Raw genomic sequence first — 23,161 nt, forward strand, 5'->3', positions numbered from 1 at the left:
GAAATGCGCCGGCGGGTACACTCGCCAGGCGATGTCCACCGAACCCATCACCGTCTCCATCCGCCGCGAGGTCGACCCCTCGCGCATCTCCGAGGCGACCGTCTGGGTGCAGACGGGCGTGAACCTCGCGAACAAGTACCCCGGGTTCCTCGGGTCGGGCTGGGTCCGGGCCGGCGACGACTCGACGGTCTGGCACATGCTCTACCGGTTCGCGACCGAGGACACCCTCGAGGCGTGGGAGCGTTCGGCCGAGCGCACCTGGTGGCTCTCGATGGGCGAGGGGTTCGTGCGCTCCGAGCGCAGCCGGCGGCGCACGGGCATCGAGGGCTGGTTCGACGACCCGCCCACCGGCTCGATCCCCACGGCGGATGCCTCGGACGGCAGCCCGGTCGCCGCACCCGCCGCACCACCGCGGTGGAAGCAGGCGGTGACGATCTGGCTCGGATTCTTCCCGGTCAACCTCGTCTTCACCTACCTGATGACGCCCGTGCCCGGCTGGGGTGAGCTGCCGCTGTGGCTGCGCGTCCTCGCGACGACCGCCGTGCTGACCCCGGTCATGACGTACTGGGTGCTTCCGCTCGTGACGAGGGCGCTGCGCAGATGGCTGACGCCGAGGAGCTGAGCGGCGGCGCGCGAGGTCTCGCGACCCGGCGCCTCGCACCGCGCCGTCTGGCACTGACGTGGTCGATCCCGGACGGGTTCGGCGGGATGACGTCCGCCCTGCTGCACCGGTCGCGCGCCCTCGCCGCGGCGACCGCGGGCACGGTCGACGTGCTCACGTTCGATCCCCGGCCGGGCTACGACCAGATCCGCCTGCGCCTCACCGAGCTCGGCGAGCTGACCGCCGGCGTGCGGCTCAGGAACCTGTACGAAGAGCTCGCGACGCTCAGCGGGGGCGACACGGCGGTCGAGGTGCGCGAGGTCCGCGACGCGTCGGGCGAGCTCGACCGCCTGGAGCATCGCCGCGCCGACGGCTCGCTCGCGGTGCTCGACGAACGCGCACACGCTCCGGGCGCGCGCCGCCGGATCAGCGCGTTCGATGCGGACGGCACCCGGGTCGGCGTGTGGCCGGGCGCGTGGGCGTGCTACGCCGCATGGATCGACCGGATCGTGGGGGATGCGCCCACGGTCGCCGTCGTCGACAGCAAGACGATGGCGCCGTTCGCGGCGGGCCTCGGCCGCCCGAACCTCGCGGTCGTGCACGTCGTGCACGCGTCGCACCTGGATGGCTCCACGCCGCCGTACGCACCGCTGCGCCCCTCACGAGCCGCGGCGCTCGCGCACCTGGAACGGTTCGACGCCGTGGTCTTCCTCACCGAACGCCAGCGCGCGGACGCGGTGCGGCTGCTCGGCGATCCGGGCAATCTCGTCGTGATCCCGAACGGGCGGGAACGACCTGGGGCCGTCGACGTCGACGGTTCGCGGAACGGCGGGGTCGTCGTCGCGGGTCTGACCGCACGGAAGCGGGTGGGCGACGCGATCGAGATCGCCGCACTGGCGGCCTCCCGCGGCGGGTCACCGGTGGCGCTGACCATCGTGGGCGACGGGCCGGAGCGGGAACGGCTCGAACGGCTCGCCGCGGACGCGAGCTGCGAGGTCGCGTTCACGGGCCACCGCCCGGACGGGGCGGCGGCGTTCGCCGAGGCATCCTGGATGCTCCTGACCAGCCGCAGCGAAGGCTCGCCGCTCGTCCTCGCCGAGGCGATGGCGCGCGGCTGCGTGCCCATCGCGTACGACGTGCCCTACGGGCCCGCCGATCTCATCGAGCACGGCGTGAACGGATTCCTCGTACCGGACGGCGACCGTGAGGCCGCCGCCGCGGCGATCCTGCGACTTTCTCGCGCGTCGGCCGCGGAACGCGCCGCCATGCGCGAGGCCGCACGGCGCACCGCCGAGCGGTTCGACGACGCGGCGGTGACCGGGCTCTGGCTCTCGGCCGAGCGCGACGCGCTCGCGCGGGCCGGCGCGGCCGGGCCTCCGCTCGACGCGGAGGCCGAACGCCTGCGCGTGCGCCTCCGGCGCGGCACGTTGCGTCTGGTCGCGCGCATCGCGCGCGCCGAGCCCGGCGCGAGCGTCTTCGCGTCGTTCCGCACGGTCGGGACGACGCGAACCGTGCGGCGACGCGGTCGAGTGGGCCGGGGTGGCCGGATCGGCCTGCGACTCGACGTGCCGGCGACCGCGCTGCTCATGGGCCCCCGCCGCGCCATCGAGGTGAGCCTGCAGCTCGGCGAGGGGCGCGCGACCGCCGAGCTGCCGGCCACCCGACTGCACCCCGACCGCCGCGGCCTCCCCCGTCGCGTGCTCGACCGGCTCCGCCGCTGAACGCTCGCGCGCGACGCGCTCAGTCGGCGTCGGGCGAAGCGGCCGCGCGACGCTTGAGCGCACGATGCTCGCGGAACCGCCGGATGACGAGCACCGCGAGCGCGATCGCGATCGCGCCGTAGACGACGTAGTCGAGGTACTTCAGATACCCGTCGAGGAGCTCGTGCTGGGTGCCGAGCGCCGCGCCCACACCGATCAGCATGCCGTTCCAGAGGCCCGAGCCGATCGCGGTGAACAGGCAGAAGATGAGCAACGGCATGCGATCGGCGCCGGCCGGCAGCGAGATCAGGCTCCGCACGCCGGGCACGACCCGCCCGACGAGCACCGACCACTGGCCGTGCTTGTGGAACCAGCGCGCGCCCGCCTCGAGGTCGGAGAGGCTGACCAGGCGCGTCCAGGCGATCCAGCGGATGGCCCGCTCGAGGCCGATCCACGCCCCCAGGCCGTAGAACACGAGCGCACCGAGCAGCGAGGCCAGCGTGCTCCACACGATGAGCCACACGAGGTTCAGCTCGCCGGCCTGGCTCAGGTAGCCCGCGAACGGCAGGATCACCTCGCTCGGGATCGGGGGGATCAGCACCTCGACGAACACGAGCAGGCCGACGCCGATGTCACCGAGTGCGGTGAGCACGTCGGCGGCGAAACCGGTCAGTCCGGTGAATCCGTGGTCGGTGGTGGCGGTGACGAGGGCGGTCATGTCGGCTCCGGTGGGGGTCGGCGTGCGCGGTCGGCGTTCGAGGCGGAGGGCAGCGACCATCGAAGATCACCGCTTCGATGCTACGGATCGGCCCGCCCCCGAGGCATCCGACACCGGGGTGACCCGCGGTCATCCGCGAGGATGACGCGCGGAGCCCCGGGATCTCGCGCCGCTCATCACGGTATCGAGAGCGGGTGTGCAGAACCTGGCAGCCGGTCAGGTCTGCGCGCCGATGCGCCGGCTCAGGGTGGCGGCCGCCGCGCCCACCGCGTCGGCGATCGCGCCGACCGTGTCCGGTGCGGTGCCCTCGGGGAACGTGACGGCGATCGCCGCGGCCGGCCATCCGAGGTGGTCGAGCACGGCCACGCCGATCGAGGCGAGCCCGGCGGTGACCTCGCCGTGCTCGCTCGCGTACCCGTCGGCGCGCACGCCCTGCAAGAGGCGCCGCAGGCGCCCGTACGACCACGGCTCGCCGGCATCGTCCTCGCCGCGTCTCGCGGGGAAGGCGGACGCGTCGGGGTACAGGGCGCGAAGCTGCGCGGGCGGCAGCGCCGCGAGCATGGCCCGGCCCGTCGCGGTGAGGTGCGCCGGCAGGCGGACGCCGACATCGGTGACCAGCGACGGCCTCCGCGGTGCGCGCTCCTCGACGAGGTACAGCACGTCGCGGCCGTGCAGCACCGCGAGATGCCCGCTCTCGCCGACCCGGTCCACGAGCGCGGCGACCAGCGGGCGGCCGAGACGGGTGAGCGGTTGCTGCCGACTGAAGCCGCTCGACAGCTCGAACGCGGCGACCCCGAGCCCGTAGCGACGCTCCTCGGGCAGGTGCACGACGAACCCTCGCTCCTGCAGCACCGCGAGCAGGTGGTAGACCGTCGAGCGCGGCAACCCGAGCGCCGACGCGATGGTGGCCGCGGGCACGGGCCCGCGCTGCCCCGCGAGATGGGCGAGGATCTGCAGCGTCTGGTCGGCCGCAGGCACCTTCGATCGCTGGCTCGCCATCGCGCCGCTCCCCTCCCCCGTCGAGTAGTCCGGGATCCCGGACGCGAGCCTACCCGCACGCGTTCCCGGCGGTGCCCGCGCGCGGTGAGATCGATGCATGCGAACGCTTCTGGGATCCGAGACCGTGACCGTCGGCGCCGGCCCGCTCACGATCGACGAGGTCGTCGCGGTCGCCCGCCACGGAGCATCCGTCGCCCTCGACCCGGCCGCACTCGCGGCCGTCGCCGCCGCACGCACGACCGTCGAGGCGCTCGCCGACGACCCCGAGCCGCACTACGGCATCTCGACGGGGTTCGGCGCGCTCGCGACGACGTACATCTCCCCCGACCGGCGCGCGCAGCTGCAGGCGAGCCTCATCCGCTCGCACGCCGCGGGCTCGGGCGACGAGGTCGAGCGCGAGGTCGTGCGCGGGCTCATGCTGCTCAGGCTCTCGACGCTCATGACCGGACGCACGGGCGTGCGTCCGGTCACGGCCGAGACGTATGCCGCGATCCTGAACGCCGGCATCACTCCCGTGGTGCGCGAGTACGGCTCGCTCGGGTGTTCGGGCGACCTCGCGCCGCTCGCGCACTGCGCGCTCGCCGCCATGGGCGAAGGCGAGGTCCGCGACGCGTCGGGTACGCGCACCGATGCCGCGAGCGCGCTCGCCGCGGCCGGCATCGCGCCGCTGCGGCTCGCCGAGAAGGAGGGCCTCGCGCTCATCAACGGCACCGACGGCATGCTCGGCATGCTCGCCCTCGCGATCCACGACCTGCAGGCCCTGCTGACCACGGCCGACCTGGCCGCCGCCATGAGCGTCGAAGGGCTGCTCGGCACCGACGCCGTGTTCGCCGCCGACCTGCACGAGCTCCGCCCGCAGCGCGGCCAGGCGGTCTCGGCCGCGAACCTGCGGCGCCTGCTCGCGGACTCGCCCATCGTGGCGAGCCACAAGGGCCCGGAGTGCACCCGCGTACAGGACGCGTACTCGCTGCGCTGCGCGCCGCAGGTGCACGGCGCCGCGCGCGACACCGTCGAGCACGCGGCATCCGTCGCCGACGCCGAGCTCGCGAGCGCGATCGACAACCCGGTGCTCACGCTCGACGGGCGCGTCGAGTCGAACGGCAACTTCCACGGCGCGCCGGTCGCGTACGTGCTCGATTTTCTGGCGATCGCGGTCGCGGATGTCGCGTCGATGAGCGAGCGGCGCACCGACCGGTTGCTCGACCCGGCGCGCAACCAGGGGCTGCCGCCATTCCTCGCGCACGAGGTGGGCGTCGACTCGGGCCTCATGATCGCGCAGTACACCGCGGCCGGCCTCGTGTCGGAGCTCAAGCGCCTCGCGGTGCCCGCGTCGGTCGACTCGATCCCGTCGTCGGCGATGCAGGAGGACCACGTGTCGATGGGGTGGGCGGCCGCGCGCAAGCTGCGGCGCGCGATCGACGGCCTCGCGCGCGTGCTCGCGATCGAGCTGATGACGGCGGCGCGCGGGCTCGCGCTCCGCGCACCGCTCACGGCTGGGCCCGCGACCGGGCGGGCCGCGTCGATGGTGACGGATGCCTCGGGCGGCGGCCCCGGGCCCGACCGTTTCGTCGCTCCGGAGATCGAGGCCGTGGTCGGGCTCGTGCGGTCGGGCCGTCTGCTGGACTCCACGAGATGAACCGTCGGGCTTCTGGTATACTCAGATACCACCGATTTCGTCGACCACATGGTTCCCGCACAGCTGTTGTGCGGTGCAGGGGTCGATGCCAAACTATGACCTGCTGACACTGGTGCCAGCAGCGGACGGAACCCGATGTCGTCGAACGAACGCATGCACAGGACTCCGCGCCGGGCGAACCCCGTTCGGCGGCCCTGGACCGTGCTCTCGGCGGGGTGCGCGGCGATCGTCCTCGCGTTCGGGGCGGCGGCTCCTGCGCAGGCCGCTGAGGTTCCGCCGACCACACCGCCGGCGGTGACCGCCGAGCCGACGCCCGAGCCCGCCGCCGAGCCGTCGACCGAGCCCACGCCCGACCCGACGACGACGCCCGAACCCACCGACCCGCCGCCCAGTGAGCCGCCGCCCACGGAGCCGCCGCCCAGTGAGCCGCCGCCCACCACGCCGCCGCCCACCGAACCGCCACCGACCACGCCGCCGCCCACCGAGCCGCCGCCCACCACGCCACCCCCGACGACGCCGCCGCCGACGACCCCGCCGCCGACGACCCCGCCCACCACGACACCGGCACCCACCCCGACGACGCCCGGCACGGCGCCCGCCGCACCGGCGCGCGCCCCGGTCATGGTCGGCTCGGGCCCCGTGCTGCGCATCGTGTCGAGCCCCGATCCGGGCCTCGCCGGGCTGCTCACAGCGCGCACCGCGCTCGACCGCGCGACGCTCGAGCTCCGCGGCGCCGAGTCCGAGCTCGCGGCCGCGAAGGCCGACCGCACCGTCGCCCGTCAGATCGCCACGCAGCTCGACGAGTCCGCCGCCGAGGCACGCGAACAGGCCGACGAGGCCGGCCGCGCGTACCTCACGGCGAACCGCAGCGGCGACGCCGCAAACGCGTCTATGGCGGCCGCCTACGGTGCCGGCCAAGACCTGCTCGCCGGCCTCGGCGGCATGGCCCGCCTGTCCGCCCTCGACGGCGAGGCCGACGAGCTGCTCGACCTCGCCGAACGGCTCGACACCAGGGCCGAAGCGGCCGAGGAGCGAGCCGAGAGCGCCTGGGCCGAGGCCGACGACGTGCCCGTCGAGGACCGCCAGCAGCGCGTGCGCGCCGCCGAGGCCTCCGTCACGCAGGCCCGCGCCGAGCTGTCAGGCCTGCAGACCCGGGTGGCCGCGTCGAGCGTCGCACTCATCGACTCGCTGCCCGCGGACTCCGGCCAGCTGAGCGAGCAGGGCTGGTCGCTTCCGGTCGCGGGCCGCACGAGCGACGAGTTCGGCCCACGCCCCGAGAAGCCGCTGCCCGGCGTGAACGAGTTCCACCGGGGCACCGACGTCGCGGCGAGCTGCGGCGCGCCGGTGTTCGCCGCGACCGGCGGCATCGTGGTCGAGGCCCGGGCGAACGGCAGCTACGGCAACTGGATCCTGATCGACCACGGCGCGGGCGTCTCGACCGGGTATGCGCATCTGCAAGACGGCGGCGTGCTCGTGTCCCCCGGCCAGTCGGTCGGAGCCGGGCAGCTCATCGCCACCGTCGGGTCGACCGGCGCGTCGACCGGCTGCCACCTGCACTTCGAGGTCCGGCTCGGCGGCGTCGCGGTCGACGCGAAACCGTTCCTCGCCGCCCGCGGCATCGCCCTCGGCTGACCCGTCACCGGCCTCCGGCCGCCCCCTCCGCGGCGGTCGTGCCACAGCGCTGCCCCGCCCCGCCTCGCGGGCCCACCCCGCCCGCGGCCCCACCCCGCCGCGCGGCCCGCTCCGCGATCGCGCCACCACGCGCAACCGCGCCCCGAGTGACCGACCGCGCCACCCACGACCGTCATACGTGGCGCGTTCGGTCGCACGTGGCGCGCTTACGGCGACGGCCAACCGGCTCGCCGGCCGACGCCGCGCGCGACCCGGGCCAGCCCGCGGCGGACACTCCAGGACGATTACGAGCAACCGCGCCCCGAGTGACCGACCGCGCCACCCACGACCGTCGTACGTGGCGCGGTCGGTCACTCCCGGCGCGATTGCAGGGGCGGGCGCCGGGTGGCTCGCCGACGGACGATGCGAGCGACACTCGTCCGGCACGCGCGGCGCTGGCGGTCCCGCGCGGCGGCGTCCGGGATCCCGGACGCGCACGCCGAGGCATCCGTTGTCGTGCCATGCCGCCTGCGCGAGCATCGTCGCATGACCATCGCAGCACCCCGAACCGTCCGCGCGGCGCGCGGCAGCGCGCTCACGGCGAAGAGCTGGCAGACCGAGGCGCCACTGCGCATGCTCATGAACAACCTCGACCCCGAGGTCGCCGAGCGGCCGGAAGATCTCGTGGTGTACGGCGGCACGGGTCGCGCGGCGCGCAGCTGGGCGGCGTTCGACGCGATCGTGCGCGAGCTCGAACGGCTCGAGCCCGATGAGACGCTGCTCGTGCAGTCAGGCAAGCCGGTCGGCGTGTTCCGGACGCACGAGTGGGCGCCGCGCGTGCTCATCGCGAACTCGAACCTCGTGGGCGACTGGGCGACCTGGCCCGAGTTCCGCCGGCTCGAGGCGCTCGGGTTGACGATGTACGGCCAGATGACGGCCGGGTCGTGGATCTATATCGGCACGCAGGGCATCCTGCAGGGCACGTACGAGACGTTCGGCGCGGTCGCCAGGTCACTCGCGGTCAAGCGCGGGGCCACGGATGCCCCGGCCGCGAACCTCGCTGGAACGCTCACGCTGACCGCGGGCTGCGGCGGCATGGGCGGTGCCCAGCCCCTGGCCGTGACGATGCAGGGCGGCACCGTGCTCATCGTCGACGTCGACGAGTCACGACTGCGCCGACGCGTCGAGCACGGGTACCTCGACGAGGTCGCGCCCGACCTCGACGCCGCGATCGCCCGGGTCGTCGCGGCGAAGCTCGACCGCGAGGCGGTGTCGGTCGGCGTCGTCGGCAACGCGGCGCTCGTCTTCGGCGAACTGCTGATCCGGCACCGGGCCGGCGACCTCGAGGTCGACATCGTGACCGACCAGACGAGCGCGCACGACCCGCTGTCGTATCTGCCGGTCGGCGTCACGCTCGGCGAGTGGCGGGCTGAGGCCGAGCGCGACCCCGAGGGGTTCACCGCCCGTGCACGCGGCAGCATGGCCAAGCAGGTGGCCGCCATGGTCGGGTTCCAGGATGCCGGCGCCGAGGTGTTCGACTACGGCAACTCGATCCGCGCCGAGGCCGCGCTCGGCGGGTTCGATCGCGCGTTCGAGTTCCCGGGGTTCGTGCCGGCGTACATCCGTCCGTTGTTCGCCGAGGGCAAGGGGCCGTTCCGGTGGGCGGCGCTCTCGGGCGACCCGGCCGACATCGCCGCGACCGACCGGGCGATCGTCGAGCTGTTCCCCGAGGATGCGCACCTCCGGCGCTGGATCGAGCAGGCCGGCGAGAAGGTGCACTTCGAGGGGCTGCCCGCGCGGATCTGCTGGCTCGGCTATCAGGAGCGCCACCTGGCCGGGCTGAGATTCAACGAGATGGTCGCGTCGGGCGAGCTGAGCGCACCGGTCGTGATCGGCCGGGACCACCTCGACGCCGGGTCGGTCGCGAGCCCCTACCGCGAGACCGAGGCCATGGCCGACGGCTCCGACGCGATCGCCGACTGGCCGCTGCTGAACGCCCTGCTGAACACCGCGTCGGGCGCGACGTGGGTGTCGATCCACCACGGTGGCGGCGTCGGCATCGGACGCTCGATCCACGCGGGACAGGTGGTCGTCGCCGACGGCACCGACCTTGCGGCGGAGAAGATCGCACGCGTGCTCGTCAACGATCCCGGCACGGGCGTGATGCGCCACATCGACGCCGGCTACGACCGGGCGGTCGAGGTCGCGCGCGAGCGCGGCCTGCACGTGCCCATGCTCGGCGAGTGACGACCGTGTCCCACACGCCGCCGCGAACCCCCGACCCCGAACTCGAACGGTCGCGTATGGCGGGTTGTCGCACCGCGCACCCGCCACACGCGACCGTTCGCGAGGCACCACGGGCCCCCACCGCCGGCGGTGCGTCCATCGAACGGTCGCGTATGGCGGGTCATCACGCGGCGCACCCACCACACGCGACCGTTCGCGAGGTGCCACGGGCCCGCAGCCGGCGGTTCGTCCATCGAACGGTCGCGTATGGCGGGTCATTGCGCGCGCGACCCGCCATACGCGACCGTTCGCTGACAGTGAGGGGCGGTCGTGAATGACGACGGTGCGATGACGCGGCTGCTCCTGACCGGCATCGGTGAGCTCGTGACGAACGATCCCGGTCCGGATCGCGGGGGCGGGCCGCTCGGGATCCTCCGCGATGCCGCAGTGCTCGTCGAGGACGGGATCGTGTCATGGGTCGGCGAGGCCGCCGACGTCGCACGCGGTCACCACATCGCACGCGATCACGACACCGCGCGCACGCACGGTGGACCCGCCGAGCGCGACGACCGGCGCGAGGCCGACGAGCACCGAGCGCTCTGGGATACGACGGTCGACGTGATCGACGTGGCGGGCGACGCCGTCATCCCCGGGTTCGTCGACAGCCACACGCATCTCGTCTTCGGTGGCGACCGCGCGGATGAGTTCGCGGCCCGCATGGCGGGGCGCGCGTACGAGGCGGGAGGCATCCGCTCGACCGTCGCGGCGACGCGTGCTGCGACCGACGACGACCTGCGCGACCGGCTCGCCGGGTTCGTCGCCGAGCTGCACGCGCAGGGCACGACGACGTTCGAGGTCAAGTCGGGCTACGGGCTTTCGGCGCACGACGAGGAGCGGCTCGTGCGGCTCGCGCGCGAGGTGACCGACGAGGTCACGTTCCTCGGTGCGCACGTCGTGCCCGCGGAGTATGCCGCGCAGGGCTCGACGGGCACCGACGCCTACGTCGACCTCGTGATCGGCGACATGCTCGCGGCGTGCGCGCCCCACGCGCGCTGGATCGACGTGTTCTGCGAGCGCGGCGCATTCAGCGAGGCGCAGTCGCGGCGTGTGCTCGAGGCGGGCCTCTCGGCCGGGCTCGGCGTGCGCGTGCACGGCAACCAGCTCGGGCCGGGCGCGGGCGTCGCGCTCGCGGTCGAGCTGGGCGCGGCGTCGGTAGATCACTGCACCTACCTGAGCGAGGCGGATGTCTCGCTGCTGGCCTCGTCCGACACGGTCGCGACACTGCTGCCGGGCGTCGAGTTCTCGACGAGGCATCCGTACCCCGACGCGCGCCGCCTGCTCGACGCGGGCGTGACCGTCGCGCTCGCGAGCGACTGCAATCCGGGGTCGAGCTTCACGAGCTCGCTGCCGTTCTGCATCGCGCTCGCCGTGCGCGAGATGGGCATGACGCCCGCGGAGGCCGTCTGGGCCGCGACGGCCGGCGGCGCCCGCGCGCTGCGCCGCGAAGACGTCGGCGTGCTCCGCGCGGGCGCCCGCGCGGACCTCGTGCGGCTCGCCGCCCCGAGCCACGTCCACCTCGCCTACCGGCCGGGGGTCCCGCTCGTCCGCGCCGTCTGGCAGGCCGGCACGCGCCTCCTTCACTCACTGGTCGAGTAGCGAGCGACGAAGGAGCCCCCACCCGTCGGTCGAGTAGCGAGCGACGAAGGAGCACGCGTATCGAGACCAAGGTGACCCAGCCGCTGCCACCGCAATCGCGCGTGCTGAGGCGTTCCTCGCGCGCATCGCGGAGTGGACGAGCCGGCGCGCAGCCCCGGAGCCGAGCGATCTACTCGTCGTCCCCGCGCAGCATGCGGCGGCGGACGGCGAGCAGCGTCACCTCGGGGCGGTCGGCGGCGAGACGTTCGGCGCGGTCGAGCACGTCGGTGACCCAGCCGGCGGAGCCGGCGGTGACGGCCACGCCGATCGCGGCCCGGCGGTGCAGGTCCTGATCGCCGACCTCGGCCACGCTCGCCTCGGTCTCACGGCGCAGCTCGGCGATGATCGGGCGCACGACGGCACGCTTCTGCTTGAGCGAGTGCACATCGCCGAGCAGCAGGTCGAACTCGATCCAGCCGATCCACATGGTCGTCAGTGCTTCGGGGTCTCGACGCCGACGAGCTCACCGTCGGCGGCTGAGGCATCCGCCCAGTGCTCGACGGGAAGCCGCACCTCGGCGACCGCGCAGGTCGGCAGCTCGACGAACTCGTCGGTCAGCCGGGCGACGAGCTCGCTGAACTCGGGGTTGTGGCCGACGAGCATGACCACGTCGGCCGCGTCGTCGAGCTCCTCGATGACCTCGAACAGGTGGTCGACGCTCGTCGCGTACATGGTCGCATCGAGCTCGACGGATGCCTCGGCCACATCGAGTTCCTCGGCGATCGCCGCGGCGGTCGTCCGGGCCCGCAGGGCCGTGCTCGATCGGATCCGTTGGGGCACCGCTCCGCGATCGGCGAGGCGGCGCCCCATCCGCGGTGCGTCGCGCCGCCCGCGCTCGTTGAGCGGGCGGTCGTGATCGGTGAGGCCCGCATGCCCCCAGTCGGACTTCGCGTGTCGCACGATGAGCAGGGTCTTCACCCGCTCAGCCTGTCATCACCGGGCATCGGACGCGACCCTCCCACCTGCCCGAGCCACCGCCCCGTGCCCGATCCCCGCGGAGCCTGGCACACCCTGGGGCGTGCCTCCCGACCGGCCGCCGTCGGCGGTCGGGAGACACGCCCTAGCCTTGATCGAACCCCCACGAGATCGTGACGCGGCCCGGGCCGGCGTGCACCCGTTCCTCGATGACGGCCCCGACCGGCCCCCAGCTCGGCCCGCGCCGCTCACCACCCGACGCGAACACCCAGCGATCGGCCCAGCCGGATGCGAACGTCACCTCGGAGCCGCCGTCCGCGCCGGGCACGCTGCTCGTGCGCACGCTGAGCCGCTCGCCTGCGCGGGCCGGCACCGTCGTGCGCACCCGCGTCCCGGACGTGACCGGGTCGATCGTGCCAGAGCCCGCCCCGCTGCCGAGTGCCTCGATCTCGACCTCGGTCACGCCGGCGGGAACGGTGAGCTCATACCAGAGGCTCGGCACCCACGGGTCGATGGGCGCGTCGCAGACCCATGAACCGCGCGCCGGACCGAGCTGCCACTCGTCGGGCCGCGCCACCGCGCCGATGGGCATCATGCCTCGGGCCGCATCGGCGGCCGAGGCCGGCGTCACACCGTTCGCGAGCAGCGCGTCGGCCAGGTCGAGGCGAAGTCGAAGACGTGGCGTACGAGTCAGCATATTAATACAGTACGGCGAACGCAGACCTGCTGACAATGACCGATCACTTCGCATTCACCCGACCCGCAGACATCCGGTCCGCCTCCATCCGGTCTGCGGTCAGCGCATCGCGATCCCCGCCAACAGCTCGAGCACGCACAGCGCCGCGAGGCGGACGGTGCGCCCGTCCGGAGCATCCGCCGTCGCATCGATCTCGACCAGGTCGGCCGAGCGCACGCGCGGATCGCGGGCCGCCTCGCGCGCGAGCGCGCGCAGCTCCCACGCGGCGATGCCCCCGGGTACCGAGGCCGGGCATGCCGGCGCGATCGACCGATCGCACACGTCGGCGTCGATGTCGAGGTGCACGGGCCCGCCGGCGGCGCCGGCGATCGCGAGTGCCTCGCGCATGACCTCGTCGGGCGACCGCCGGTGCAGTTCGTCCCGGTGCACGATCGTGATGCCGAGTTCAGCGGCCCGCCGGGCGTAGTCGGCCGAGTTGGCGAAGTCGGCGATGCCGATCTGCACGACGCGCGACGGGTCGAGGCCGGCCTCGACCAGCCGGCGCACGGGCGCCCCATTCGACACCCCGTCGCGCAGGTCGAGGTGCGCATCGAGCGTGACGAGTCCCGCCGTCGCGAGCTCGGCGCCCCAGGCACCGAGCGCCGCGGGCACGGTCACCGAGTTGTCGCCGCCGAGGGCGAGCACCATCGATGCGCGCTCGCGTGCGGAGGCCACGTCCGCGGCCGTACGCCGTTCCCCGTCCGGCCCGTCGGGTTCGTCGACGTCGCCCGCGTCGACGACGCGCATCCGCTCGAGGTCGGCCGGGGCGGCCCGTTGGGCGCGGTGCGGCATGAGCGCCGGCGAGTACCGGCGCAGCGCGGCACGGATCGCGGCCGGTGTCGCATGGGCGTTCGTCGGCGACAGCGAGGTGCGCCACGCGGGCACGCCGAGCAGCACCAGGTCGGCGTGGGCGTCGGGCGCCAGGTCGCTGAGGGCGGGCCAGCCGCCCGCCCGCGGCCAGCGCGGGTCATGCGAGAGGGTGTCCACCATGCGGCCACGCTATCGACGACCGGATGCCTCGGCCGAGGCATCCGGCCAGCGCGCTGTCTGTCATACCAGACGTGCTCGGGCGGCGTAGCCCACCTGGCCGGAGGGTCAGTCGCCCGCGACCGCCGACGCGACCTGCTCGGCGAGGAAGGCCACGCCGGCCTCGTTCGGGTGCAGCCCGCCGTCGCGCACCTTCGGCGGCGTCGTGAGCGTCAGGCCGTTGACCCACGCGTCGGGGTTGTTCGCACACGGTTCGTGACCGGCGCTTCCCGCCATGGCCGCGACGTACGTCGCGCCGTGCTTCGCGGCGATCTGGCCGAGACCGGCCTCGAACGCCGCCTGCGTGCGGTGGAAGTACGCGGTGTCGACATCCGTGAACGGGAAGGTGTTCTCGGGGAACGGCTCCGTGCCGTCGCCGGTCAGCGACACGAAGCAGCCGCCGGCCGGCGTGTCTTCGGGCGAGGGGAAGATCGACGGATACCCCACGAGCACCACGTTCGCGAACGGGGCCTTCTCACCGATGACCTCGAGCGCCGCGGAGACGGTGGGCAGCACCACGTTGTGAAGCTTCCACGCGAGCGTGTCGAAGCCGCCGGGCACGAACTCGCTCTCGCAGTTCGGCACCGTGGGATCGCCGAGCAGCGGACCCGCCGCACTCGCGGCGAGGCACTGCGGAAGCAGGGTCGAGAAACCGAGGTCGTTGCCGCCGATGTGCAGTGTGACGACCTCGGTGCGCTCGCTCAGGGCGTCGGATTGGGCCGGCGCCATGAACCCGTACGCACTCTTCTGCGGCGTGTCGATGACGTTGATCGCGAACGCACCCGAACACGAGACGTCGGTCAGCTCCAGCTCGAGCTCCTCCGCGACACGATGCGGATAGTCGGCCGAGGACTGGAGGCAGCCCGGCACCGGGGACTTCGAGTACGGCGGCAGCCCGAAGCCGGACGCGTAGGAGTCGCCGAGAGCGACGTAGCGCCCGCCATGGTCGACCGACGCGTCATCGGCCGCGGAGGCGACCCCCTGGGCGTGCGCGGGTGCCGCGGCGAGGCCGCCGAGCACGGCGATGGGGAGCGTCGCGAGCGCGACGCGTGCCAGACGAGGCAGACGCGCCAGGCGTGGCAGACGTGCCAGGCGTGGCAGACGTGCCAGGCGCGGCAGACGATGGAGACGAGACGATGGCATCAGAGCAGTCCTCACGGTCGACAGCGCGCCCCGGACGTTCCATGGTGGACGTTCCACACTCGTGCGCGGATCAGGTGCGCCGCACCGATCCTAATATATTAACGCCGCGGCGTCGCCCGATCGAGCAGATCAGTGCGCGCGAGGAAGGACGCGACGAGCTCCCGCTCCCGCGACGCCGTCAGACCTGCGCCGCGATCCCGGGTGAGCCCTTCGACCCGCTCCCACTCCAGCAGGTCGGCGAGCGTCTCCTCGAGCGGCCGCAGGCGGAGCCCCGCCCGTACCGCGGCGGCGTTCGACCGATCCTGGAACGCCGCCCAGGCCGGATCCGCGATCCACAGCGGCAACGACTCGGGGCCCGACCATTCGGCCACGCCCTGCTCGGCGAGCCACGCACCGGGCGCCTCGACCGACTCGCCGCGGTGCCCGCCCACCGCGCGCGACGCCGCCACGTACGCACCGACCGTCGACCGAACGCCGACGGCATCGAACGCTCCGCTCAGGCCGTGCTCGATCGAGTCGAGCATCCACGTCACGAGGTCGCGCACGTCGATGAGCTGCGCGGCGGCATCCGCGATCGCGGGGACGAGCATGGGCTCGTCGTCGCGCGCCGCCCGGGCGACGTAGTACCCCGACCGACCCGAGGCATCCCCGGGCCCGCCGATGAGGCCGGGCCGCACGATCAGCAGTCGCCCGTCGAGCGCCTCCCGGTACGCGTGTTCGATCGCCGACTTCGCCTCGCCGTATGTCTCGGGTGTCGATTCGTCGGCGTCGAGCGGCGGCAGGAGCTCCGCCGATTCATCCGCGCCCGGCTCGTCGTGCCGCGCGTAGACGTTGCCCGACGAGACGAACGTCCAGTGCGCGGCACGCCCCGCGAGCGCCGCGGCCGCGCGGCGCGCGAACCCGGGGTGACGTGTCACGTCGACCACCGCATCCCAGTGCCGACCGGCGACCGCATCGTAGGCGTCGGCGCGCGAGCGATCGGCGACCACGAGCTCGGCGCCGTCGGCGACGTCGCCGGCCTCCCCGCGCGCGAGGCAGATGACACGGTGGCCGCGACGCACGGCGTCCGCGGCGAGCGCGCGCCCGAGCCACGCGGTTCCTCCGAGAATCAGCAGCTCCATGCGCCTCATCCCACCAGACCGGATGCCTCTGACGCGCACCTGTTCGCTCCGCGCAGATGCCGCGCGCCGCCGGGAATGCCACGCTGTGGATCTTGTTGATACCCCCAGGGGGTATTAGAGTGAAGACGAACGGGCGAGAGGATGCCGACATGACACACGGCCACGCTGAGGACCGCGCGGGCGCCGCGAGAAGTGGGACCGAGCACGCCGAACGGGATGGAAACGCCGCAGGGGCGGCTTCCCACCCACACACGCACGACGAACCCACTTCCGGCGGCGACGAGGACACCGGTCGCGACGGGCATGAGCCCGGGCATGGGCAGGAGCACGAGCCCGGGCATGGGCAGGAGCACGAGCCCGGGCATGGGCAGGAGCACGGGCACGGGCACGACAGCCATCCCGACCGCGGACACGGGCATGACGAGCACAGCGTCGGCCACGACACCCCCGGCGGACACGGCGGCCATGCCGGCCACGGCGATCACGTCGCCCAGTTCCGCCGCCTGTTCTGGATCAACCTCGTCCTCGCGGTCCCGACGATCGGCTTCTCGCCGATGTTCGCGTCGATCCTCGGCTATCCGCTGCCCGATCTCGCGATCACCCCGTGGATCTCGCCCGTGCTCGGCACGGTCATGTTCGTCTGGGGCGGTCGCCCGTTCCTCACCGGCGCCTGGGCGGAGCTCCGCGCGCGCACCCCCGGCATGATGCTCCTGATCGGCCTCGCGATCACGGTCGCCTACGGCGCCTCGCTCGGCGCGAGTCTCGGACTGCTCGACCATCACCTCGACTTCTGGTGGGAGCTCGCGCTCCTGATCGTCATCATGCTGCTCGGCCACTGGATCGAGATGCGCTCGATCGCGCAGGCCGGCAGCGCGCTCGACGCACTGGCCGCGCTGCTGCCGGATGAGGCCGAGCGCGTGACGGATTCCGGTGACGGCACCACGACGACCGAGGCCGTCGCCCCGTCCGAGCTCCGCGTCGGCGACGTCGTCGTCGTCCGCCCCGGCGGCCGGATCCCGGCCGACGGTGAGGTCGTCGAGGGCACGGCCGCGGTCGACGAGTCCATGATCACCGGCGAGTCCGCGACCGTGACCCGCGGCCCCGGCACGCAGGTCGTCGCCGGCACGGTCGCCACCGACACCGCGATCCGGGTTCGTGTGACCGCCGTCGGCGCCGACACGGCGCTCGCGGGCATCCAGCGCCTCGTCGCGCAGGCGCAGGCCTCGAGCTCGCGCGCGCAGCGACTCGCCGACCGGGCCGCGGCCTGGCTGTTCTGGTTCGCACTCGGCGCGGCCGTGCTCACCGCGGTCGCGTGGACGCTGCTCGGCAACCCGGACGACGCCGTCATGCGCACGATCACCGTGCTCGTGATCGCGTGCCCGCACGCGCTCGGTCTCGCGATCCCGCTCGTCGTGCAGATCGCGACCGAGCGCGCCGCGCGCGGCGGCGTGCTCGTCACCGACCGCCTCGCGCTCGAGACGATGCGCACGGTCGACACGGTCCTGTTCGACAAGACGGGCACGCTGACCAGGGGCGAGCCGGCGATGACGGATGCCTCGGCGGCACCCGGCCGCGACCTCGACGAGGTGCTCGCCCTCGCCGCGGCCGCAGAGGGCGACTCCGAGCACCCGCTCGCGAAGGCGATCGTGCAGGCCGCCGCCGCACGCGACCTCCCTCGCCTCGCCGCGACCGACTTCGCCGCCTCCCCCGCCGTCGGCGTCCGCGCCCACGTCGCAGCCCCCGTCGGCCGAGTAGCGAGCGCCAACGCCGCACCCCTCGCTGGTCGAGTAGCGAGCGCCAGCGAGCGTATCGAGACCCCGCACACCGAAGCCGGGACGCAATCACCGGGTCTCGATACGCGCCCTCCTTCGTCGGGCGCTACGCGACCAACGGAGGCGTCGGGCGCTACTCGACCAGCGGAGACGGCGGGCGCCGTGCTCGTGGAGGTCGGCGGGCCCGCACTGCTCGAGCAGTCCGGACTCGCGCCGCTCGAGGCATCCGTCGCCTGGGCCGAGGCCGGAGCGACCGTGCTGCACGTGCTCGTCGACGGCGAGGTCGCTGGCGCGCTGGCGCTCGCCGACGAGATCCGGCCAGAGTCGCGGGACGCGGTCGACGCGCTGCACGCGCTCGGCGTGCACGTCGTGATGATCACGGGCGACGCCGAACCGGTCGCGCGCACGGTCGCCGCCGAGCTCGGGATCGACCGGGTGTTCGCGGGCGTCCGCCCGGAGGACAAGGCGGCCAAGGTCCGCGAGCTGCAGCGCGAGCGCCGGTCCGTGGCGATGGTCGGCGACGGTGTGAACGACGCGCCCGCGCTCGCGCAGGCCGACGTCGGCATCGCGATCGGCGCCGGCACGGATGTCGCGATCGCGTCCGCGGGCGTCATCCTCGCGTCGAGCGACCCCCGGTCGGTGCTCTCGGTCATCGAGCTGTCGCGGGCGAGCTACCGCAAGATGCGGCAGAACCTGTGGTGGGCCGCCGGCTACAACCTGCTGTCGGTGCCGCTCGCCGCAGGCGTGCTCGCGCCGATCGGGTTCGTGCTGCCGATGTCGGTCGGCGCGCTGCTCATGAGCCTCTCGACCGTGATCGTCGCCCTGAACGCACAACTGCTGCGGCGTCTCGACCTGCGCCCCGAGGCATCCGCCCGCGCCGCCCTGCGCCGCTGACCGATCCCTACTCAGGAAGGGCGGCGCGACACGCCGGAGGCGGACGACCGGCACGCCGCAGACGGCAGCGTTCTTCCTGAGGAAGGAGGAACGGTGGATGCGGAGCGTGCGGGTGCGGAGCGGAGCGTGCGGGTGCGGAGCATAGCGTGCGGGTGTGGGTCAGGCGCCCGAGCGGACCTCGATGGGGCCGGCGTCGTCCTTCGCACGGTTGTCGATGCGGAACGTCGCGAACTCCGAACGGTACCGCGCCTCGGCGTGCTCGACGGGGCGGCCCGAGGCATCCTTCGACAGGCGCCGCTCGCGCAGCAGCGGCGCGCCGGCCGGGATGCCGAGCGCCTCGGCGTCCAGCCGGTTCGCGGCGACCGCGTCGATCGTGTGGCTCGCGCTCATGAGCGGCGCCCCATGCCGCGCGAGCTCGGCCGAGACCGACCCGTGATCGACGTCGAACCCGAACAGGTGCCGGCCGACCTCGGGCACGAACGACGCCCGCTCGATCATGATCGGCACCTCGTCGAGCAGCCGCACGCGCACGAGATCGACCACGACGGCGCCCTCGTCGAGTTCGAGCAGCCCGGCGACCGTCGTGGTCGACGCCCGCCGTTCGAGGGTGAGCGTGCGGGTCCCGGGCGCCTTGCCCTCCTCGGTCGCCCATTCGGTGAACGAACGGAACGTCGCCAGCGACTGCGCCGGCACGACCTTGCCGACGACCGGTGCGCGACCGCGCCCGCCGACCACGAACCCCTCGGCGCGCAGCGCCGAGAGCGCCCGTCGCACCGGGCCGCGGGACGTGCCGAACTCGCGGCACAGGGCGGCTTCGCTCGGAAGCGGCATGCCCGCCGCCCACTCGCCGCGTTCGATGCGTTCGCGGAGCGCGGTGCGCACGCGCTGCGACACGGGTGCGGTGGTCACTGACATGCCCCCGACCCTATGGAGCGCGGGAGGCGTGTCCGGTTGAGCCTCAGGAACGCGCGAGTGAACTCTCCGTGAACGGACCGAACCGCCGCGCGCCGTGCCGACCGAGTCGAACGGGCGCAGATGGCGGGTGTCGCGCGATGCCACCCGCCATCCGCGACCGTTCGGCGAAGGTCTGAGCCGTCCGATCTAGACGTCGACGAGCGTCGGGGTCTCGTCGGGCGAGGCGCTCGCCGCGCGCCGCGCGCGGCGGCGCTCGCGCGCACCCTCCACCAGGTCGTAGAGCACGGGCAGCACCACGAGCGTCAGCGCGGTCGACGACACGAGCCCGCCGATCACGACGAGCGCGAGCGGCTGCGAGATGAAGCCGCCGTGCCCCGTGATTCCGAGCGCCATGGGCAGCAGCGCGAAGATCGTCGCGAGCGCGGTCATCAGGATCGGACGCAGACGACGGGATGCCCCGTGCACGAGCGCGTCGCGCACGCTCATGCCTCGATCGCGGTACTGGTTCACGAGGTCGACGAGCACGATCGCGTTCGTCACGACGATGCCGACGAGCATGAGCACGCCGACGAGCGAGGCGACGCCGAGCGGGATGCCCGTGACGACCTGCAACAGCACCGCACCGGTCGCCGCGAACGGCACCGACACGAGCAGCAGCAGCGGCTGCAGCAGCGAGCGGAACGTCGCGACCATCACGATGTACACGATGAGGATCGCCGCGAGCAGCGCCAGCCCGAGCTGGGCGAACGACTCGTTCTGATCGGCCGTGACCCCGCCGAGCGAGGCGGACGTGCCCGCCGGCAGATCGACCGACTCCACCGCGGCCGAGACCGCGGCGCTCGCGGTGCCGAGGTCGTCGCCCGAGGGCGTGGCCGAAACGGTCGCGCTGCGGAGGCCCTGCACGGTGGTGACCGTCGCGGGCCCGTCGACCTGCGCGACGGTCGCGAGGGTGTCGAGCCGCACGAGACCGGCCGTGGTCGGCACCTCGAGCGCGCTCAGCGCCTCCACGCTCGTCGGCGGGTCCTCGCTCGCGAGGTAGATGGTGAGCGTCTTCTCGTCGATGACGACCGACCCGGCCGACTGCGGCTGCATCGCGGCCGAGACGAATCCGCCGAGCGCGACCTCGGAGTATCCGGCGTCGGCGGCCGCGGTGCGGTCGATCTCGATCGCGATGTACGGACGCCCGGCCTCCAGGTTCGAGGTCACCTGCGCGAGCGAGTCGACGCCGTCGAGCTCGGCGACGACCGCGTCGGTCGCGGCGCGCAGGTCTTCGGCGTTCGACGCCGTGATGTCGACCTCGATGTCGTTGGACGCGCCGAACCCGCTCGACGCGGCGAGCGTGATCTCGCCCGCATCGTCGATGCCGTCGAGCTCTTCGCGCACGTCGGCCTGCAGCGCGTCCTGGTCGGCGCCCTCGTCGGTGGTCACCGAGTAGGTCACCGTCGCCCCGCCCCCGCCGAATGCCGCGGTGAGTCCGCTCCCCGACCCGATCGAGGTCTGCACCGTCTCGATGCCCTCGGTGCCGAGCAGCACCTCCTCGACGGGTTGCGAGGCCGCCTCGAGCGCGTCGAGGCTCGTGCCGACCGGCAGCTCCTGCGTGACCTGGAACGTGTTCTGACCCGACGATCCCAGGAAGTTCGTCTTCATGAGCGGCGTCAGCGCGATGGTCCCGCCGAGCACGAGCACCGCGGCGACGAGGGTCGCGACGCCGTGCTTCAGCGTCCAGCCGATGATCGGGAGGTAGCCGCGCTGCAGTCGCGACGGGTGCTCGAGCTCGTCGGGGCCGGTGTTCACCGGCCCGGCCGGCGCGGCCTCGTCGACGAACGCCGCCGCCGCGGCATCCGACTCGCTGTGCTTGGCCCGCTTCGCGGGCTTCAGGAACCAGTACGCGAGCACCGGCACGATCGTGAGCGACACGATCAGTGACGCGAGCAGCGCGATCGTGACCGTAAGCGAGAACGGACGGAAGAGCTCGCCCGTGACCCCTTCGACGAGCGCGATCGGCAGGAACACCGCGACCGAGGTGATCGTCGACGCTGTGATGGCGCCCGCGACCTCGCGCACGGCGTGGACGATGGTCGAGGCCTTGTCGGCGCCGGCCACGAGGTGCCGCTTGATGTTCTCGATGACGACGATCGAGTCGTCCACCACACGGCCGATCGAGATCGTGAGCGCGCCGAGCGTGAGGATGTTGAGCGTGTAGTCCGAGACCTGCAGCCCGATGAACGTGACCAGCACCGAGGTCGGGATCGAGATCGCGGTCACGAGCGTCGCGCGCACCGACAGCAGGAACACGAGGATCACGAGCACCGCGAACACGAGCCCGAGCACCCCCTCGACCGCGAGCGCCTCGATGGACTGCTCGATGTAGGGGGCCTGGTCGAACACGACCGTGAACGTCGCGCCCGGGTTCGTCGTGTCGAGCGACGCCGCGAGATCGGGAAGCAGCGCGGTCACGGCGTTCGACACCTCGACCGTGTTCGCGGCCGGGAGCTTGGTGACCGAGATGGTGAGCGCCGGCTCACCATCGACGCGCGAGATGCTGCTGACCGGGTTGTCGGTCAGGTCGACGGATGCCACGTCGGCGATGGTGGCCGAAGTGGAGCCGCCGAGCACGGGCAGTGCGGAGATCTCGTCGACGCTGCCGATCCGGGTGCCGCTCTGCACCGCGAACGTCGAGTCTCCCTCGGTGATCGTGCCCGCCGGCACGAGCAGGCCGTTCTGCTGGAGCGCGTCGCGGATCGCCTGCTGGGTGAGGCCGCGGACGGCGAGCTCGGTCTGATTCGGCGTGATCGTCACGCGCTGGCCGATGTCGCCGACGAGGGTGGCCTCGCGCACGCCGTCGAGGTCGTTGATCTCGCCGAGGGTCGTGCGGGTGATCTCGTCGGACAGCGCACTGAGGTCGTCGGCACCGGTGACCGCGACCGAGATGACCGGGAAGTCGTCGATGCTGAACGCGACGACCTGGGGGTCGACGTCGTCGGGCAGCTGGCTGGAGATGCGGTTCACCGACGACAGCAGCTTCTGTTCGGCGAAGGCGAGGTCGGTGCCGTACGTGAAGCTCGCGGTGACTCTCGAGAGACCGGTCGAGCTCGTCGTCGAGGTGGATTCGAGTCCCGTGATGCCCTGGATGGACGTCTCGATCGGCGTCGAGACGTCGGCGTTCACGACGTCGGGCGAGGCGCCGGGATAGCTCGTGACGATCGCCAGCTGCGGGAACTCGATCGAGGGGGCCAGCTCCTGCTTGAGGCTCGTGAGCGAGATCCCGCCGAAGATCGCGACGACGACCGTGATGAGAGCGATCAGGGCGCGGTTCTTCATGCTGAGTCGGGCAAGCAGATGCATGACTCGAGTTCTATCAGCCGGAGGTCACGCGGAGCTGAATACCCGCTTTGCGCTAGCACTTTTGCTCAGGAAACCACAAGGGGTTTTGCGGAGGAAATCCTCCGGCCT

General features: G+C 73.1%; 17 protein-coding genes. 7 read left to right on the top strand and 10 right to left on the bottom strand.

All coding sequences use genetic code 11. The annotated features are described in order from the left end of the window. The first annotated feature begins 31 nt into the window (after positions 1 to 31). Positions 32 to 622: an antibiotic biosynthesis monooxygenase gene (locus RH864_RS02215; protein ID WP_310515862.1), complete on the top strand. Its 591-nt coding sequence runs from the start codon at positions 32 to 34 to the stop codon at positions 620 to 622. Further along, positions 601 to 2,322, top strand: a complete 1,722-nt coding sequence (locus RH864_RS02220) for a glycosyltransferase (RefSeq protein WP_310515863.1) — start codon at positions 601 to 603, stop codon at positions 2,320 to 2,322. Before RH864_RS02215 ends, RH864_RS02220 begins: the two co-directional genes overlap by 22 nt. A gap of 19 nt (positions 2,323 to 2,341) precedes the next feature. Here the strand turns inward: RH864_RS02220 and RH864_RS02225 are convergent, their stop codons facing one another. After that, positions 2,342 to 3,019: a DedA family protein gene (locus tag RH864_RS02225; RefSeq protein ID WP_310515864.1), complete on the bottom strand. Its 678-nt coding sequence runs from the start codon at positions 3,017 to 3,019 to the stop codon at positions 2,342 to 2,344. Positions 3,020 to 3,235: 216 nt separating this feature from the next. Then, positions 3,236 to 4,018 (bottom strand): IclR family transcriptional regulator, encoded by a 783-nt coding sequence (locus RH864_RS02230; protein WP_310515865.1) that lies wholly within the window; start codon positions 4,016 to 4,018, stop codon positions 3,236 to 3,238. Positions 4,019 to 4,115: 97 nt separating this feature from the next. Between RH864_RS02230 and hutH the strand changes: the two genes are divergently transcribed. The 4 genes from hutH to hutI all read left to right on the top strand — a co-directional run bounded on the left by hutH (position 4,116) and on the right by hutI (position 11,147). Then, positions 4,116 to 5,654, top strand: coding sequence for a histidine ammonia-lyase (gene hutH / locus RH864_RS02235; RefSeq protein ID WP_310515866.1), 1,539 nt, complete (start codon positions 4,116 to 4,118; stop codon positions 5,652 to 5,654). Positions 5,655 to 5,807: 153 nt separating this feature from the next. Beyond that, a complete protein-coding gene (locus RH864_RS02240) occupies positions 5,808 to 7,286 on the top strand; it encodes a M23 family metallopeptidase (RefSeq protein ID WP_310515867.1) in 1,479 nt (492 codons plus the stop codon). A gap of 525 nt (positions 7,287 to 7,811) precedes the next feature. Next, positions 7,812 to 9,512, top strand: a complete 1,701-nt coding sequence (gene hutU / locus RH864_RS02245) for a urocanate hydratase (protein WP_310515868.1) — start codon at positions 7,812 to 7,814, stop codon at positions 9,510 to 9,512. Between the two features lie 327 nt (positions 9,513 to 9,839). Then, positions 9,840 to 11,147 carry an imidazolonepropionase gene (gene hutI / locus RH864_RS02250; protein WP_310516014.1) on the top strand — a complete coding sequence of 436 codons (1,308 nt, stop codon included), beginning with the start codon at positions 9,840 to 9,842 and terminating at the stop codon, positions 11,145 to 11,147. Between the two features lie 169 nt (positions 11,148 to 11,316). Here the strand turns inward: hutI and RH864_RS02255 are convergent, their stop codons facing one another. The 6 genes from RH864_RS02255 to RH864_RS02280 form a co-directional block, all read right to left on the bottom strand. Next, positions 11,317 to 11,613 carry a DUF503 domain-containing protein gene (locus tag RH864_RS02255; RefSeq protein WP_310515869.1) on the bottom strand — a complete coding sequence of 99 codons (297 nt, stop codon included), beginning with the start codon at positions 11,611 to 11,613 and terminating at the stop codon, positions 11,317 to 11,319. Positions 11,614 to 11,618: 5 nt separating this feature from the next. Next, a complete protein-coding gene (locus RH864_RS02260) occupies positions 11,619 to 12,104 on the bottom strand; it encodes a SixA phosphatase family protein (protein ID WP_310515870.1) in 486 nt (161 codons plus the stop codon). 142 nt (positions 12,105 to 12,246) lie between these two features. Beyond that, a complete protein-coding gene (locus tag RH864_RS02265) occupies positions 12,247 to 12,798 on the bottom strand; it encodes a hypothetical protein (protein WP_310515871.1) in 552 nt (183 codons plus the stop codon). A 99-nt stretch (positions 12,799 to 12,897) separates the two neighbouring features. Further along, complete coding sequence (locus tag RH864_RS02270) at positions 12,898 to 13,827, bottom strand: arginase family protein (RefSeq protein WP_310515872.1); 930 nt, start codon at positions 13,825 to 13,827, stop codon at positions 12,898 to 12,900. A gap of 105 nt (positions 13,828 to 13,932) precedes the next feature. After that, the gene (locus tag RH864_RS02275; RefSeq protein ID WP_310515873.1) at positions 13,933 to 15,006 is read right to left on the bottom strand and encodes an SGNH/GDSL hydrolase family protein; all 1,074 of its coding nucleotides are present in this window, start codon (positions 15,004 to 15,006) and stop codon (positions 13,933 to 13,935) included. 98 nt (positions 15,007 to 15,104) lie between these two features. Next, complete coding sequence (locus tag RH864_RS02280) at positions 15,105 to 16,127, bottom strand: NAD-dependent epimerase/dehydratase family protein (RefSeq protein ID WP_310515874.1); 1,023 nt, start codon at positions 16,125 to 16,127, stop codon at positions 15,105 to 15,107. Between the two features lie 149 nt (positions 16,128 to 16,276). Here RH864_RS02280 and RH864_RS02285 point away from each other — a divergent pair, with 149 nt between their 5' ends. After that, positions 16,277 to 18,793, top strand: coding sequence for a heavy metal translocating P-type ATPase (locus tag RH864_RS02285; RefSeq protein WP_310515875.1), 2,517 nt, complete (start codon positions 16,277 to 16,279; stop codon positions 18,791 to 18,793). Positions 18,794 to 18,952: 159 nt separating this feature from the next. Here the strand turns inward: RH864_RS02285 and RH864_RS02290 are convergent, their stop codons facing one another. Continuing rightward, positions 18,953 to 19,708, bottom strand: coding sequence for a GntR family transcriptional regulator (locus RH864_RS02290; RefSeq protein WP_310515876.1), 756 nt, complete (start codon positions 19,706 to 19,708; stop codon positions 18,953 to 18,955). A 186-nt stretch (positions 19,709 to 19,894) separates the two neighbouring features. Further along, on the bottom strand, positions 19,895 to 23,053 hold the full coding sequence (locus tag RH864_RS02295) for an efflux RND transporter permease subunit (RefSeq protein ID WP_310515877.1): 3,159 nt from the start codon (positions 23,051 to 23,053) through the stop codon (positions 19,895 to 19,897). Positions 23,054 to 23,161: the final 108 nt, after the last annotated feature.

The sequence above is a fragment of the Agromyces aerolatus genome (genome assembly GCF_031432255.1).
Taxonomy (GTDB): Bacteria; Actinomycetota; Actinomycetes; order Actinomycetales; family Microbacteriaceae; genus Agromyces.